The sequence below is a fragment of the Flavobacterium algoriphilum genome (assembly GCF_048158655.1).
In the GTDB taxonomy this organism is placed as follows: domain Bacteria; phylum Bacteroidota; class Bacteroidia; order Flavobacteriales; family Flavobacteriaceae; genus Flavobacterium; species Flavobacterium algoriphilum.
Genome location: NZ_JBLNKY010000007.1, coordinates 102499 through 118216, shown reverse-complemented (window position 1 = coordinate 118216; position 15718 = coordinate 102499). Strand labels below are relative to the sequence as shown.

13 protein-coding genes are annotated in these 15718 nt (G+C 35.5%); 3 read left to right on the top strand and 10 right to left on the bottom strand.

Annotation, left to right across the window (positions count from 1 at the left end):
* Positions 1–57 precede the first annotated feature (57 nt).
* The 3 genes from ACM55G_RS12555 to ACM55G_RS12545 form a co-directional block, all read right to left on the bottom strand.
* The gene (locus tag ACM55G_RS12555; RefSeq protein ID WP_416844284.1) at positions 58–1101 is read right to left on the bottom strand and encodes an agmatine deiminase family protein; all 1044 of its coding nucleotides are present in this window, start codon (positions 1099–1101) and stop codon (positions 58–60) included.
* A 2-nt stretch (positions 1102–1103) separates the two neighbouring features.
* Entirely contained in the window at positions 1104–1991 is an 888-nt protein-coding gene (locus ACM55G_RS12550; protein WP_416844283.1) for a carbon-nitrogen hydrolase, read from the bottom strand.
* A gap of 177 nt (positions 1992–2168) precedes the next feature.
* Positions 2169–3857: a glycoside hydrolase family 28 protein gene (locus ACM55G_RS12545; RefSeq protein ID WP_416844282.1), complete on the bottom strand. Its 1689-nt coding sequence runs from the start codon at positions 3855–3857 to the stop codon at positions 2169–2171.
* A gap of 430 nt (positions 3858–4287) precedes the next feature.
* On the opposite strand from ACM55G_RS12545, the gene ACM55G_RS12540 reads away from it, so the two are divergent.
* Positions 4288–4569, top strand: coding sequence for a hypothetical protein (locus ACM55G_RS12540; protein ID WP_416844281.1), 282 nt, complete (start codon positions 4288–4290; stop codon positions 4567–4569).
* Between the two features lie 272 nt (positions 4570–4841).
* On the opposite strand, the gene ACM55G_RS12535 is transcribed toward ACM55G_RS12540, so the two are convergent.
* Positions 4842–6527, bottom strand: a complete 1686-nt coding sequence (locus tag ACM55G_RS12535; RefSeq protein ID WP_416844280.1) for an ATP-dependent nuclease — start codon at positions 6525–6527, stop codon at positions 4842–4844.
* A 460-nt stretch (positions 6528–6987) separates the two neighbouring features.
* Positions 6988–7857, bottom strand: a complete 870-nt coding sequence (locus ACM55G_RS12530; protein ID WP_416844279.1) for a DUF808 domain-containing protein — start codon at positions 7855–7857, stop codon at positions 6988–6990.
* A gap of 201 nt (positions 7858–8058) precedes the next feature.
* Between ACM55G_RS12530 and ACM55G_RS12525 the strand changes: the two genes are divergently transcribed.
* The gene (locus ACM55G_RS12525) at positions 8059–8526 is read left to right on the top strand and encodes an OsmC family protein (protein WP_416844278.1); all 468 of its coding nucleotides are present in this window, start codon (positions 8059–8061) and stop codon (positions 8524–8526) included.
* A gap of 35 nt (positions 8527–8561) precedes the next feature.
* On the opposite strand, the gene ACM55G_RS12520 is transcribed toward ACM55G_RS12525, so the two are convergent.
* From ACM55G_RS12520 to clpB, 4 genes are all read right to left on the bottom strand, one after another.
* The gene (locus ACM55G_RS12520; protein WP_416844277.1) at positions 8562–9209 is read right to left on the bottom strand and encodes an HAD family hydrolase; all 648 of its coding nucleotides are present in this window, start codon (positions 9207–9209) and stop codon (positions 8562–8564) included.
* 120 nt (positions 9210–9329) lie between these two features.
* Entirely contained in the window at positions 9330–9929 is a 600-nt protein-coding gene (locus ACM55G_RS12515; protein WP_416844276.1) for a nitroreductase family protein, read from the bottom strand.
* A 168-nt stretch (positions 9930–10097) separates the two neighbouring features.
* A complete protein-coding gene (gene tnpA, locus ACM55G_RS12510; protein ID WP_416844275.1) occupies positions 10098–10559 on the bottom strand; it encodes an IS200/IS605 family transposase in 462 nt (153 codons plus the stop codon).
* A 651-nt stretch (positions 10560–11210) separates the two neighbouring features.
* Positions 11211–13814, bottom strand: a complete 2604-nt coding sequence (gene clpB / locus ACM55G_RS12505; RefSeq protein ID WP_416844274.1) for an ATP-dependent chaperone ClpB — start codon at positions 13812–13814, stop codon at positions 11211–11213.
* A 143-nt stretch (positions 13815–13957) separates the two neighbouring features.
* On the opposite strand from clpB, the gene ytxJ reads away from it, so the two are divergent.
* Positions 13958–14347, top strand: a complete 390-nt coding sequence (gene ytxJ, locus ACM55G_RS12500; protein ID WP_416844273.1) for a bacillithiol system redox-active protein YtxJ — start codon at positions 13958–13960, stop codon at positions 14345–14347.
* A gap of 87 nt (positions 14348–14434) precedes the next feature.
* Here ytxJ and argH read toward each other — a convergent pair whose 3' ends face one another.
* On the bottom strand, positions 14435–15715 hold the full coding sequence (gene argH / locus ACM55G_RS12495; RefSeq protein WP_416844272.1) for an argininosuccinate lyase: 1281 nt from the start codon (positions 15713–15715) through the stop codon (positions 14435–14437).
* Between the last annotated feature and the right edge of the window lie 3 nt (positions 15716–15718).

The following is a 15718-nucleotide window of genomic DNA, read 5'->3' as shown; positions in this document are numbered from 1 at the left end:
AAAAAACACCAGCATAATGTTGGTGTTTTTTTTATGCAAAAATAAAAACTTGAATTTTTATTCAGGAATTTGTTGACTTAGGCAATGTAATGTTCCAAAACCCCAAATAAAATCAGTAGCGCTAATTCCGATGATTTCTCTATCAGGAAAACATTCTGAAAGTATATTTAAAGCTTTTCTATCATTGCTGTCGTTAAAAGTAGGAACCAAAACAGAATTATTCAAAATCAGGAAATTAGCATAACTGGCAGGCAATCGCAAGCCATCAAATTCCAAGCGTTTTGGCATTGGTAAAACCACAATAACAGGTGATTTTCCATTTTCTAGTTTGGAGTTTTGCAAACGTTTTAAGTTGTCTTGTAATGGTTTGTAGTTAGTATCCGTTGGATCTGTTTCTACAATAGTCACAATTGTATCTTCATTTACAAATCGGCACAAATCATCAATATGACCGTGGGTATCATCACCTTCAATTCCGTCGCCTAACCAAATCACATTGGTAATTCCAAGGTATTCCTTAAAAACGGCTTCGTAATCTGCTTTGCTGAAATTTGGATTTCGAACCTGAATATCAGGATGCATTAAACATTCTTCCGAAGTCAGTAAAGTACCGCGTCCATTGGTGTCAATAGCGCCACCTTCTACAATAACCGGTTTTCCTTTGTATAAAACTTGAGTAACAGGAATATTTAGAAATTCACCTACTTTGGCAGGAACAAATTTGTCTAATTGAATGTTTTTATATTTTGCCCAACCATTAAAATTAAAGTTTAAAGCTTCTCTTTCGGCACCGTTTTTAACGATTATTGGACCCGAATCACGCATCCAGCTTCTATTGGTTTTATGAATGATGTACGAAACGTTAGTCAGTTTAACATCAGCTGTTTCTAGCATTGTAGTGACTTTTTCTTTTTGGTTTTCATCGGCAACTACTAAAAAGACTGGCTCGAAAGTGGCCACTTTTTTTATAAATTCTACAAAAGCCCATTGAACAGCTTCGTATTTCCCTGGCCAATCTTTTCCATTGTGTGGAAAACAAAGCAATATGCCTTGTTGTTTTTCCCACTCAGCAGGAAATCTTCTATTATTTGTAGTACTCATAGTTAGTCAATCGCTCTTTTTGTTATGTCACCAAAAGCGTCTATTCTTCTGTCTCTAAAGAAAGGCCAGTTCTGACGCACATTTTCTTGTAAGTCCAAGTCTACTTCTGCAATAAGAATTTCTTCTTTATCGTGTGAGGCTTGTGCCAAAATTTCGCCTTGTGGTCCCGCAATAAACGAAGATCCCCAAAACTGAATTCCTGCTGTATCTGGAAGGTATTGTTCTAAACCAATTCTGTTTGCTGCTGCAACATACACGCCATTGGCAACTGCGTGACCTTTCATTACACTCATCCAAGCGCCATGTTGGTTTACACCATATTCCTCTTTTTCTGCTGGATGCCAACCAATTGCTGTTGGGTAAAACAATACTTCAGCACCTTGTAGAGCCGTCAAACGAGCTGCTTCCGGATACCATTGATCCCAACAAATCAGCGTTCCAACCTTTCCTTTTTTAGTTGGAATAGTTTTAAAACCTAAATCACCAGGTGTAAAATAGAATTTCTCATAAAAATGGGGATCATCCGGAATGTGCATTTTGCGGTACAATCCTGCTTCTGAACCATCCGTGTCAATGATGTATGCGCTATTGTGGTAAATTCCTGCCATTCTTTTTTCGAAGAAAGGAACAATTATCACTACGCCTAATTCTTTTGCCAAAGCGCTAAAAGCAATAAAAGAAGTGCTGTACAATGGTTCTGCCAAAGCAAAATTATCTACATCTTCGCTTTGACAAAAATAATGACTGCTGTATAATTCCGGCAACGAAATAACTTCGGCACCAAGTTTAGCGGCATCACGAACCCAACTTAAACATTTTTTTAAGTTGTTTTCGGCAATATCATTAAGATTCAATTGAATGACTGCTATTTTGTATTTCTTATTTGGCATGACTAAAATTTTAGACTGCAAAAATAGTGAATTTTATAAAGAGTAGAAAATAGCGATACTGTGTTTTTTAACTTTAAATTGCTTCAGGGTAATCCCAATAGATTTTAAGAACTACTCCGAAGTCAGTAGAAATCGGAGTTGCTTTATCCATGAAGTTATTAAATAATTTTTATTAGTTTATAATTTTACGGCTCCTTTAGGAACTGTGTCTCCAATGCTGGTTGTTTTGGAATAATCCAACTTAGGCGAAGAAACTAATTCAATTTTCTCGCAAGCCGCTCCATTAATAGTAACCGCTTTAGCTGATGTCGAATTAAATTCAATATTTTTTAAGGACATATTTTTACCATTATAAATGTCAAAAACATTACTTTCTTTTATGTCCAATTTGATATTGTTAAGTTTTATTCCTTTGGCATCAATGATTGAAAAACCTTTATCTGCTTTTGCTGTCAAATTAGATATTTCGATGTTTTCAAGGTTCATTTCAGGCAAACCTTGTAAAAAAACGGCTTGATACGCTCCGGAAATGGTTATGTTTTTGATAGAAATGTTTTTGAACTGTGGCGTTTTTTCATCAACAGGAACCATTTTGGTACTAATTTTATTTCCTCCTTCAGCCAAAGTTTCTGCAATGGATTTCCCGCCGTAATAAAGGTCGAAAGAAATCGCCTGTGAAGGAATATCGGTCATGAAAATATCCGAGATAAAGATGTTTTCGACAACACCGCCACGTCCACGGTTGCTTTTAAAACGCAATCCAACGTCAGTTCCCATAAAAGAACAATTCGATACGTGCATGTTTTTTACACCACTAGACATTTCGCTACCTACAGTAACACCTCCGTGTCCATGATACACGATATTGTTTCTTATAATAATATTTTCGCAGGGAACAGCACGATCACGACCATCTTTGTCTTTTCCAGATTTGATGCAAATGGCATCGTCGCCCACATCAAAACTTGAATTTTCAATGAGTACATTTTTACAGGATTCTACATCAAGACCATCCCCATTTTGAGAAAACCAAGGATTACGAACGGATACATTACGAACAATTAAATCTTCCACCATTAACGGATGAATATTCCAAGCAGGAGAATTTTGAAATACAGGCCCGTCAAACAATACTCTTTTACTGTTTTGAATACTGACCATTACCGGACGAAGAAAATCATGAATGGCTTCAAATTCTTCTTTTGTTTTTAAATCGAGGCGTACATTTTGGTCGGCACCTTTAGAAGCATTCATAAAGGTTTCCGATGGGTACCAACTGTCTTTTTTATCATTGAGTACTCCGCCTGAAGCAACAAATTTTTTCCATTGACTTTCAGTAAGTTTGTTCTTTTTGACTTGTCTCCAAACTTCTCCTGAACCGTCCCATACTCCTTTTCCAGTAAAGGCTACGTTTTCAAGGTTTTTTCCATAAATAGGGGAGAGGCAACGCCAAGTATTTAATCCTTCAAAACTGGTTTCGATTAGTGGATATAAACTTTTATCCGTTGAAAATTTTATTAAGGCACCAGTTTGGGCATGCAATTCGATGTTGCTTTTCAAAATGATTGGCCCTGTAAGCCAGATTCCGGGAGGGATAATCACTTTCCCCCCTCCTTTTTTAGATACAGCAGCAATGGCATCGGCAAAAGCCTTGGTATTTAAAACAGTTCCTCCATTTACAGCACCAAAATCTTTTATGTTTACGGTATTGTTAGGAATTATGGGTTCTTTGACTTTTGCCATTTTGAATTCAATGTTTTTATATGTTTCATTGGACTCTGAATTATTGGAGACAATATTTTTAGAACAGCTTGTTATTAAAACTGCCAAAGCAATACATAATAGGTTAATTAGTTTCGTTTTCATTTTTATTAATTTGATTTATTGTATAGATTTTTATTGTTAGGTCAATATAAAAAAGGGACCTATTTAATTAAAAGAGAATAATGTAATCGATTACTCAAATGTATCTAATAAATGAGGATTTACAAATTAATTCTGATTAAAATATATTTGTATATAATTTCATGCAGTATAATCGTTATGTATATAGTGAGTTACAGATAGCATCTAAGCGTTGGATCAGTGCGTTCAGAATTAGAAATTAGCGATAATGTGTTAGCAGTAGCCGGATATGTTGTATGGATTATAAAGAGTATTAACTAATTGTGTCAAGACTTTGACTTGGAGAAATCAGGAGATTTTATTTTTGTATGTACTATAGTTAATAAAAACTGGTAAAGTTTTTGCATTACTACACTATTGCACTTTAATAATTTATTAAATTTTTACTATTATGACACATGAATTCAAAATTATTGATAAAGAAGACATCGCTCTTCTTAAATTTCCCAAAACAGATGTTCTTGAGGATGTGGACGAAATAAAAACGAGAATAAGTGAACTCAATAGGGCTTTAGCATTGGGTAATCTAGAGCATTCGAAAATTAAAATTTTCTTTGAAGATAACGAATCCAAAAAAATAGTAGATACTACGGTTTGGGGTGTTACTGACAAAAATGTTATGTTGAAGCAAGGGGTGATGATTCCTATACACCGAATATATAAGTTATTTTAGTGTATTGGTTTTCTTTAATTATTTGGAAACGGTTCTTTTTACAATTAATAGCCTAAAAAAGAACTTTCTTAAAAGGCTTTGTTTTGGATTGTAGAAAAGGAAAATTTGAAGATCTTAATCCAAATAAGAGGTTTTTTAACAGCATGATGTCCCGCTGCTTTGAGATGGCTGGAAGTTCGTAACCGCTCAATTTTCGGATTAACGAAAACTTGATGCGAAAGGGTAATTCCACTAAATTCCAGCTATATCAAAACAGCTGTTATGTGCTGCCTCTATTCAGGAATACCTTTCCGATTCGGGTTTTCCATCCATATTTTTATTTCTCCTAAAAAGTCCCAAACATCACCATTTGATGGCATTGTGTAATTTGGCGTTTCAGGATTTTCTCCCATTAGTTCGAAAATATTAATTAGCCATCCCGAGCCGTGTCCTGTTGCACCTAGCGGTTTTAGCCACGATTCTAATTCGCCATTTTTCACAACAAAAACTCCATATTCTTTAAGTTGTTCAAGAAAATTGTTGCAGGCTTCTTTGTCTGAGACTGAGAGAATATCAATACCGCCATCACGTTTCATATTTTTACCTGTCGCATTTAAACTTGCGAGTAATGTTGCTCTTTGATTTTGAAATGCTTGATGATTAAGATTTGGAACAAATGAACCTTCTAAAGGTTTGGCAAAGACTTGACCTCCATCTTTCAAAACGTCTATATCTACAATACCGATTGAAGGAATTCCAAGCTCTCTTAAAGGTTTAACAATATCCCAAACAGTTTGTTTATTTTGTGCATTTATAAATAAACAATTATTAATTCCTCTAGTATCATTTTGAAGTAAAAGACGTTCATTGATTTCTTGGTAAAAAGCTCTGTCTGAGTCAGCTTCACAAACTACTACACATTCAAAAAACAATCCGTTAAGTACACCAGTCGATCTTAAAAGCGGATGTCTCATAAGATGAAGAATTTTTTCTTTTGGTAAAATTCTTGCGGTTGGTATTTGATTTTTATACGTTAAACGAATGATATTTAAAGGAGAACCAGATTGAATACATCCCATTAAAAAATTTGAACTATGGGTTGAAACAAATAATCTTTTTCCAGAACGTCTCAGAGAATTGCCGATTTCTTTTCCAAGTTTATTCGAAAGAGCCGGATGTAAAAATGCCTCGGGTTCGTCTATTAAAGTGATTTTAGGATTGCCTGCTAAGATAGTTGTAATTATTCCACTAAAAGCTCTTACTCCATCACTTGCTTGTGATATTTCTAAAGCCGCTTTGTGAAAATCTATTGACTCATTTTCCCAACCTTTTTCTTCTCTCTCATTTATTGGCTCTCTATCTGAAAGTCTGATTCTTAAAGTACCAATATTTGTTGGATCAATCACATAATACTTTCCGAATGCATCATAAATTATTCTTCTAACTTCTTGACGTAATTTGTCATTGATAAATAAATGACTAATATGATTCTGCGGAGTATTCTGTAAATCTCCTGCGGCTTGCTGAGCAAGTAGATTGAGTCTATTTGTGCCGTCAAGTCGTAAAGTAAACATACTTAAAAATTGTCCAAACCAATAACTTCGTTGATTAGGATTAATTGCTTGGCTTATTAAATCAGATTTAGGAATATGTATTCTTTGTGCTTGATTTTCTTGAGCACCAACTTTTGCTATTATGATATTTCCAGCATTAATTTTCTCACCAACTACAGGAATTTGTTCAATTTCCGAAATTTCTTTTTCAATTTCTACTTCACTATATGCCGTAAAATCTATTTTTGAAACAATCAAATCATTTGGTTGCCCAAAGGAAACACGACAGTAATTTTCGATTTCTTTTAAAATTTTACTTTTGCCTGAATTATTTGGACCAACAAATACAGTTATAAGTGTTACATCAATTTCCAAATTTGGTTGATCATTTGAACTTCCAAATTTTACGTAAATTTTATCTATCATTATTTTTATTTCTTGAATTCTGCGGTTTTCTCGCGAGGTTGCACATAACTTATATACTCGCTATAAAGTAGCGACTATACAACCGTAATTGGGTAGATTGTCGCTACTTTATGGCGATATAGTAAACAAATATATTAAAATTTTCTTACAAATTATTGATCAAATTTTTTATTCCAATATGATTTATAACAGAATCTAAACTTTAATAAAGCACTTTTTTCGAAAACTTTATTCTGGAAAAAACGCGTTGTCAAATAGCCCCGATGGGAGCAAGTATCCTTTTTATAATGTAACCCGATAGGGTTGCGTTTATAAAAAGATACTGCGGACAGCGGGACAACTCGTCTTGAAAAATTAGAATAGTTCTGCTGCTAAAAGACATAAAAAAACACCAGCCTTTCGACTGATGTTCTCCTTGTTTTTAAATTATGTATACTGCTAAAGTGTATTCAATTGCTGCTTACTTTTTGCCAATTATCTTTTTGAACAGGGTTACTATTCCCAAAACAATTCCCCCGATTAGAAGTCCGATTATAAATTCGGTTACGATGGCCGGCAATTGCGGTAATACATCATGTAAGAAATCGATATTATGTACAAATATGCCACCTGCCACTAATATCAGGGCGATTGTGCCTATTACGGATAAACTTTTGATGACCTTTGGCAGTGCTTGTACCAGAATAGTACCGATCGTTTTTGTAAAACTTTTTTCTTTGGAACTCAGTTGAATCAGTTTTAAACCTGCTTCATCCATTCGGACAATTAAGGCTACAATGCCGTAAACACCAACTGTTGCGATTATTGCAATGATAGAAACAACAAGTATTTGTGATGAAATAGGCTTTCCAATTACGGTGCCCAGTGCAATAATTACAATCTCTACTGATAAAATAAAATCGGTTACGATGGCTGATTTTATTTTTCCCTTTTCGAAAGCTAATATTTGTTCTTCGGTCATCGGTTCCATTAAAATTTCGTGCTTTGCATTCTCGTGTGGAAAGAAGTACTCGTATATTTTTTCGGCACCTTCGTAGGCTAAATAAAGTCCGCCTAGCACTAAGATTATGATTACAGCCACAGGTAAAAAAGCACTCAACAGAAAGGCGATGGGTAAAATGATTACTTTATTAAGGAAAGAACCTTTTGCAATTGCCCACAATACAGGAAGTTCTCTTGATGAAATAAATCCGGAAGCTTTTTCGGCATTTACGGCCAAGTCATCGCCTAAAATACCTGCCGTTTTTTTGGCTGCAATTTTACTCATTACTGCAACATCATCCATGATTGCTGCGATATCATCTAATAGTGCGAAAAAACCTGATGCCATTTTAATTGTTTTTTAAACTGCGTTGATTTTGGTATTGCTTTACCCAAATTTAATTTACGCGTTTTCATTGTTTATTGATGCGAAGCTAAAACTTTTTTTATTTACTCTATTTATAAAACAGGTGAATTTTTAGTTAATATTAAACTAAAACCTTTCGGTATTAGCAGTACTGTTTATATTTACTTTTGAAATAAAAAAATTATGGGATTCAAACATGTATTTAAAGCCAAATTAGGTTGGCTTTTTTCTAAAAACGAAGCGGCGACGTATACTAAAAGTCATACCATAACGATTGACGGTAAGGCTGTTTTAAACGTTTCGGCGGCTAAAGCGTTCCAAGGAGATCCTGCTTTGTACAATCCTGAAGATTTGTTATTGAGCAGTGTGGTTTCCTGTCACATGATGTCGTATTTATATGTTTGTAAGCAAAATGGCATCGATGTGGTGTCTTATACAGACGAAGCAGAGGCAACTCTGGAGGTCTTGGCCGACGGTAGCGGCCGTTTTATTGAAATTAAACTAAATCCTAAAGTGCGTATCAGCAACAAAGAAAAAATAGCGGAGGCACTTAGCTTGCATAAAAAAGCAAACCAACTCTGTTTTATATCCAATTCGTGTAATTTTCCAATTGTACACTTTCCAACTTGTGAAATTGCAGCTACAAATTAAATGGGTTGTGCCTATTTACTTTTTTTGGAGAATAATTATAAAATAGCAATTAAATCAGCGGGTTGGTTTAATACATATTTTGCGCCATTCGAAATCAATTCTGCCTCTGGTCTATAGCCCCATGAAACCCCTACGGCACACATATTGGCATTCGTAGCTGTTTGCATATCAATACCGGAATCCCCTATAAAAATGATTTCTTCGGCTTTTAATCCAAAGTGTTTACTTATTTCCACTGTTTTAAACGGATTCGGTTTTTTTAGTGATTCTGTGGTCAAACCAACTATTGGATTAAAATAATCAGGAAATAGGGCTGCTGTAATTTCCTTTGTCAGGTCATCTGCTTTATTCGAGAATACACTTAGTTTTATATTACGTGATTTTAATTCGTCTAATAATTCGAATATCCCTTCATAGGCTTTTGTTTTATGTGTACAATTATCACGATATACTGCAACCATCAAATGGTAACACTGATCAATTTGTGTTTCCTCATTATGTGTTGCCGGCAAGGCTTTAGTGACCAAATTTCTAAGGCCGCTGCCAATGAAATATTGATAAGCATCATAATTGTGAGTAGGGAATTTGAGGCCTTGAAGGACATTATTCATAGCATCTGCAATGTCTTCCAATGAATTCACCAGTGTTCCGTCTAAATCAAAAATAATTCCTTTAAATTTCATTTTTTATTTTTTAAATTAATCGAAAGGATGAGTTTCGATTGTTGTTTTGGTATGGGTGGTCAAAGGTAGGGATATTGTTTTCGTCTCTTAAAATGTAAAGCTGATTTAATTCGTTTTAGTTTAAATAGTTTCAATTACACTCTCTTGTAATCTTCTAGATTTTGGTGTTATTTCAATTCGGTTAAAATCATCTTCCGAACCGTAACCTACGGCCATAGCAAATAGTGGTTTGTAAGCTGCCATATTAAGAATGTCCCTGTATTTATCCGATTCGATACCTTCCATTGCTGTCGAATCCAGCCCTAATGCAACACTAGCGGTCAAACCAACTCCCAAGGCGATATACACTTGTTTGGACAGCCATATTTTCAAATCGGCTTCTGGCATACTTGCTTTCATTTGATTGTACCAATCCTTTCTGGCTTTCGGTAATTCGGTGTCTACCACTTTTTGAAAAGCATCCAAATCATCCGCTACACTAAATACAACTAATAGTTGCGCTTGATTTATTTTTTCTTTATTATGCATAGAAACAGAAGCTAATTTTGTTTTAATTTCTGGATTTTGTACAAATGTAAATTTCCAAGGTTGAATATTTATAGAGGAAGGAGTGAGGCGTAAAACCTCTTTCAAATCTTCAATTTTTTCTTGTGGTATAACCTTGTCAGAGTTGTATTTCTTTGCAGTGTATCTTTTTTTTATTAATTCTAAAATATTCATGGCTCTGTTTTTTATAGGATTAATTATAGCTACAAAGTTAAGCTAATAGGTTTAAACCATTTGATTGATGGTAGCGAACTTGCATTTTGCAATGGTACGAAGTCTTGAGACTTCGTACATGAGACTTCGTACATGAGACTTCGTACATGAGACTTCGCCTAGCCTCAGTTATGTCAGATGTTCAAAAATATACCTTTCATCAAACGGGACTTCAAACGTATCTAAAAACGCCAAATATTCCTCTTTGAAGGTTTGTTTCTTATGATGCGCTTCCTGATTGGCAATGTATTTATAAACAGTATCAACTTGGGAATGACTGTACGAAAAAACACCATAACCTTCCTGCCATTCAAATCTTGATTTTGTGAGTTGGTGGTCATTGATATATTTAGATGATTTTGCTTTAACGGTTTTCATCAATTCTGAAATAGAAACCACTGGTTTCAATCCCAAGAAACAATGCACGTGATCTTCAAAACCATTAATAATAATGGTTTTGCACCCAGTTTCATTAATCAAATTTCCAATTACGCCCATTAATATAGATTTCCATTCCTTACTAATAATGGCTTCTCGATACTTTACTGCAAAAACTACTTGAATGTAAACTTGATGATAGGTATTTGCCATTTTTATATTTTAGATGAATCTTTATTCGTTTTGTTTTTAACCCCAACGGATTAAAATCCGTTGCTACAATATGTACCGTTCCTATGGAACTTTTGCATACAATTTGTTTTAACATTAAAGGATTAAAATCCGCTGCTACAATAGGTACCGTTTCTATGGAACTTTTGCATACGTCTAAGAGCCATCGGCTCGACTCATTTTGTAAGGCTGGACTTTAGTCCAGTTGACATAAAGGAACTCCAGTATCACAAAGAGCCGTTGGCTCGGCCCATATCATTACTCCTTCACGATTAGCTTTTTTATAGTTGCTAATATATAAATAATATACTACAAATTGTTACATGCCCGTTCATTTGGAAAGGGTTAATATAAGATTTAAATGGTAACCAAAGCAGTTTGTTTATCGAAATTTTATTTTGGAAAAAGGTTGTTATCACTTAGCCTCGATGGGAGCAAGTATCCTTTTATAAATGTAACCCGATAGGGTTGCGTTTAAAAAGATACTGCGGACAGCGGGACAACTCGTCTTGAAAAATTAGAAATGTTCTGCTCCTAAAAAAAGACATAAAAAAACACCAGCCTTTCGACTGATGTTTTCTATCAGCTTTGCCAAAGTTCAAAACTTTGGCAAAGCTTTTACTGATGAGTGGTTTAACTCACTAACTCGGTTTGATTTCTAAAAACTAATTTTCCATCAAAAGCATCGATCAAAACGATGCTGTCTGTAGTTATTTTTCCGGATAGAATTTCTTTGGATAATTCATTGAGAACGTCTCTTTGAATCACTCTTTTCACTGGTCTGGCTCCAAATTGCGGATCGTATCCTTTCTCTGATAAGTAGGCAATAGCTTCCGGAGTAGCATCCATTGTGATGCCTTGTTGCGCCAGCATTTTGGTCACATTTTTCAGTTGCAACCCTACAATTTGAGCAATATTTTCATTAGTCAATGGTGTGAACATTACGATTTCGTCAATACGATTGATGAATTCCGGACGAACCGTTTGTTTCAACAATCCCAGTACTTCAACTTTGGCCAATTCGGTTGCGGCTTCCACGCTTCCTTTTAGATTTTCGAATTTCTCCTGAATAATCTGGCTTCCCATATTAGAAGTCATGATGATAATCGTGTTTTTAAAATCGGCCAGACGTCCTTTGTTATCGGTCAAACGTCCCTCATCTAATACTTGTAATAAGATGTTGAACGTGTCCGGATGCGCTTTTTCAATCTCATCCAATAAGATTACAGAATACGGTTTTCTACGTACGGCTTCGGTCAATTGTCCGCCTTCATCATAACCCACATATCCTGGAGGCGCACCCACCAAACGGCTTACGCTGTGGCGTTCTTGATACTCGCTCATGTCAATACGGGTCATCGCATTTTCATCGTCAAACAGGTATTCGGCTAAGGCTTTCGCCAATTCCGTTTTTCCAACTCCTGTTGTACCAAGGAAAAGAAAGGTCCCCACCGGTTTTTTCATATCCTGCAATCCCGCACGGCTTCTGCGCACGGCATCACTTACCGCCTGAATGGCTTCTTCCTGTCCTACGACTCTGTGATGCAATTCATCTTCCAGTTTCAGTAGTTTTTCTCGTTCGCCCTGAAGCATTTTCATCACCGGAATTCCAGTCCATTTGGCTACGACTTCGGCAATGTCTTCACGGGTAACTTCTTCTTTTATCAACGAAGTTCCAGATTGGTTTTCTTGCAATTCCTTGAGTAAAATGGCCAAACGTTCTTGTGCTTCCTTGATTTTACCGTACCGAATTTCGGCTACTTTTCCATAATCACCATCACGTTCGGCACGTTCGGCTTCGTATTTGAAGTCTTCAATTTCCGTTTTTACGGCTTGAATGTTATCAACTACATCTTTCTCTGATTTCCATTTGGCGTAGATTTCGTTGCGATCTTCTTTGAGATTCGCCAAATCCATTCCTAAAATTTTAAGCTTACTTTCGTCTTTTTCTCGTTTAATGGCTTCAATTTCAATTTCCAATTGCATGATTTTTCGGTCCAAAACATCCAGTTCCTCGGGTTTCGAATTGATTTCCATACGCAATTTTGAAGCGGCTTCGTCCATTAAATCGATGGCTTTATCTGGAAGAAAACGGTTCGTAATATACCGTTGCGATAATTCGACAGCCGCAATAATAGCATCGTCTTTGATTTGGACTTTATGATGTGTTTCGTATTTTTCTTTGATTCCACGTAAAATCGAAATGGCACTTTCAGTATCTGGTTCTTCGACCATTATTTTTTGGAAACGTCTTTCGAGTGCTTTGTCTTTTTCAAAATATTTTTGATATTCGTCCAATGTTGTGGCTCCAATGGCGCGTAGTTCTCCACGAGCCAACGCCGGTTTCAGAATATTAGCCGCATCCATAGCGCCTTCGCCACCGCCGGCTCCTACGAGTGTATGGATTTCGTCAATGAATAAAACAATATCACCTTCGGCAGAAGTCACTTCTTTCACCACTGATTTTAATCGTTCTTCAAATTCCCCTTTGTATTTGGCACCTGCAATTAATGCTCCCATATCAAGGGAATACACAATTTTATCTTTCAAATTATCTGGAACATCTCCATCTACAATTCGGTGCGCCAATCCTTCCGCAATAGCGGTTTTTCCCACTCCTGGTTCTCCCACGAGCATTGGGTTGTTTTTAGTTCTTCGGGTTAGAATTTGTAATACCCTGCGAATTTCCTCGTCACGGCCAATAACCGGATCGAGTTTACCGGCACGGGCCAATTCGTTTAGATTTTTGGCATATTTATTTAAAGAATTATAGGTTTCCTCAGCAGAGGCAGAGGTTACCCGTTCTCCTTTTCGCAATTCTTCTATGGCGGCTTTTAATCCTTTTCCGGTTACTCCCTGATCTTTTAATATTTGAGCAGCCTTTGTTTTAGAATCAAAAATGGCTAAAATCAAATGCTCGACAGAAACAAATTCATCATTCATTTTTTTGGCAATAATCTCGGCCTCGTTTAGCGTTGTGTTTGCAGTTCTGGAAAGCATAATTTCCCCACCGGAAACTTTCGGAAAACTCTGAATCGTGCTGTCTAATATTTGAAGAAACAAGGGCACATTTACATTCAGTTTTTTCAAAATAAAAGGCGCCACATTTTCATCGACTTCAAAAATAGCTTTGAAAATATGTTCGTTTTCTATTTGTTGTTGCCCTTGACTTTGCGCTAATTGTTGGGAAAGCTGAATGGCTTCCTGAGATTTGATAGTAAATTTATTTATGTTCATGATGGTATACTGTTTTGTTGTTATTTGACTAACTTTGCGAATTATATTCAATATATATTCCAATACAATAATACAGACAAATTGACGGAAATTTCATGATTTTTATCATAATTCAAAGTAAAAATGTCTTAAAATAAGAAATTATGAGTTTTTTTCAAAATATTTTTAATAGTTCAGACGACAAGGATTTAAAAGAAAACAAAATCAACTGGAATGAACTAACCGATTTAGGACAACTGAATGAAATTATTTTCATTTCGAATGAAAAACCGGTAGCAATTTTTAAACACAGTACGCGATGCAGCGTAAGTAGGATGGCGCTGAAACAGTTTGAAAATGAGTTTAATAGCGTGGGTAAAGTTACGCCTTATTTCTTAGATTTAATAGCGCATCGCGATATTTCTAATGCCATTGCAGATCAATTTAGTGTAACGCATCAATCCCCACAATTGATATTAATTAAAGATGGAAAAGCCGTTTACAATGTTTCACATAGTGATATTGATGCAGAGGAATTGGGTAAAAAGGTTTAAAGACTAACAATTTAAATTTAAAGTATAAAAAAATCCATTCGTTTTTGTAGCGAATGGATTTTTTTATAATCATTATTTTTTTTTGAATTAATAAGAATCTCTCATCTTCCTTTTTATTTCCTTTAAACACAAATTGTTAATACTTCCTTCGTGCGTATGTTTGGTTTCTTTTGGCGATTTGAAAGTGCCATTTTCCAGTTGTTCTGCAACTACTTTATAGGCATCTCTAAAAGGCATTCCGGCAACAACCATTTCGTTTAAGGAATCTACCGTAAACAAATAATCGTATTTTTTATCGTCTAAAATGTGTTCTTTTACTTTAATATCTTTTATAGCAAAAATAGCAATATCCAAACAGGCTTTCAGGTTTTGAATCGCTGGAAATAGTCCTTCTTTCAACAATTGCAAATCCCTGTGATAACCGCTTGGCAAGTTGTTGGTAATTAAAGTAATTTCGTAGGGCAGCGCTTGAATCTTGTTGCATTTTCCACGAATCAATTCAAAAACATCCGGGTTTTTCTTGTGTGGCATGATGCTCGAACCTGTTGTAAGATGGGCAGGTAAACTGATAAAATCAAAATTCTGGCTCATATACAAACAAACGTCCATAGAAAACTTCGCCAAAGTAGCAGCAACACTACTCATTGCAAAAGCAACCGTTTTTTCTGATTTTCCACGGCTCATTTGTGCCGCTACAGAATTGAATTTTAAAGTTTCAAACCCTAATTCCTTTGTGGTGAATGTTCTGTTAATTGGGAAGGAACTTCCATAACCTGCAGCTGAACCTAATGGATTTTGGTCTACAATTTTCAAAGCAGCATTTAGCATCGTCATATCATCAATTAAGGTTTCGGCGTAAGCAGAAAACCACATTCCAAAAGAAGAAGGCATCGCAATTTGAAGGTGAGTATATCCTGGTAATAAAACATTTTGATGTTTTTCAGCCGATTCCATTAGCAAATCAAAAAGACTTTTTACTTGTTCCTTTAGTTCTTTAACCACGTCTTTTAGATACAAATTAACGTCTACTAAAACTTGGTCGTTACGAGAACGGGCAGTATGAATTTTTTTTCCGGCATCACCTAATTTTAGCGTTAAAAGATACTCGATTTTAGAATGTACGTCTTCAAAACTATCTTCGATTTCGAAATGCCCTTTTTCTGCATCAATGACAATATCTTCTAAAGCCAGAACTAAAGATTCCGTTTCGGAAGTTGTTAAAAGTCCGATTTGGTGCAACATTTTGGCATGAGCAATAGAGCCTAAAGCATCGTATTTGGCAAGAACTAAATCTAGTTCTCTGTCGTTACCAACGGTGAAATGTTCTATTTGTTTATCTGTTGGTATTCCTTTTTCCCAAAGTTTCATATA

Bases quoted from the DNA above. Each gene is read 5' to 3' on its own strand.
- ACM55G_RS12550 (WP_416844283.1), bottom strand. From the start codon at position 1,991: ATGCCAAATAAGAAATACAAAATAGCAGTCATTCAATTGAATCTTAAT.
- argH (WP_416844272.1), bottom strand. From the start codon at position 15,715: ATGAAACTTTGGGAAAAAGGAATACCAACAGATAAACAAATAGAACAT.
- tnpA (WP_416844275.1), bottom strand. From the start codon at position 10,559: ATGGCAAATACCTATCATCAAGTTTACATTCAAGTAGTTTTTGCAGTA.
- ACM55G_RS12515 (WP_416844276.1), bottom strand. From the start codon at position 9,929: ATGAATATTTTAGAATTAATAAAAAAAAGATACACTGCAAAGAAATAC.
- clpB (WP_416844274.1), bottom strand. From the start codon at position 13,814: ATGAACATAAATAAATTTACTATCAAATCTCAGGAAGCCATTCAGCTT.
- ACM55G_RS12520 (WP_416844277.1), bottom strand. From the start codon at position 9,209: ATGAAATTTAAAGGAATTATTTTTGATTTAGACGGAACACTGGTGAAT.
- ACM55G_RS12555 (WP_416844284.1), bottom strand. From the start codon at position 1,101: ATGAGTACTACAAATAATAGAAGATTTCCTGCTGAGTGGGAAAAACAA.
- ACM55G_RS12525 (WP_416844278.1), top strand. From the start codon at position 8,059: ATGGGATTCAAACATGTATTTAAAGCCAAATTAGGTTGGCTTTTTTCT.
- ACM55G_RS12530 (WP_416844279.1), bottom strand. From the start codon at position 7,857: ATGGCATCAGGTTTTTTCGCACTATTAGATGATATCGCAGCAATCATG.
- ytxJ (WP_416844273.1), top strand. From the start codon at position 13,958: ATGAGTTTTTTTCAAAATATTTTTAATAGTTCAGACGACAAGGATTTA.
- ACM55G_RS12540 (WP_416844281.1), top strand. From the start codon at position 4,288: ATGACACATGAATTCAAAATTATTGATAAAGAAGACATCGCTCTTCTT.
- ACM55G_RS12545 (WP_416844282.1), bottom strand. From the start codon at position 3,857: ATGAAAACGAAACTAATTAACCTATTATGTATTGCTTTGGCAGTTTTA.
- ACM55G_RS12535 (WP_416844280.1), bottom strand. From the start codon at position 6,527: ATGATAGATAAAATTTACGTAAAATTTGGAAGTTCAAATGATCAACCA.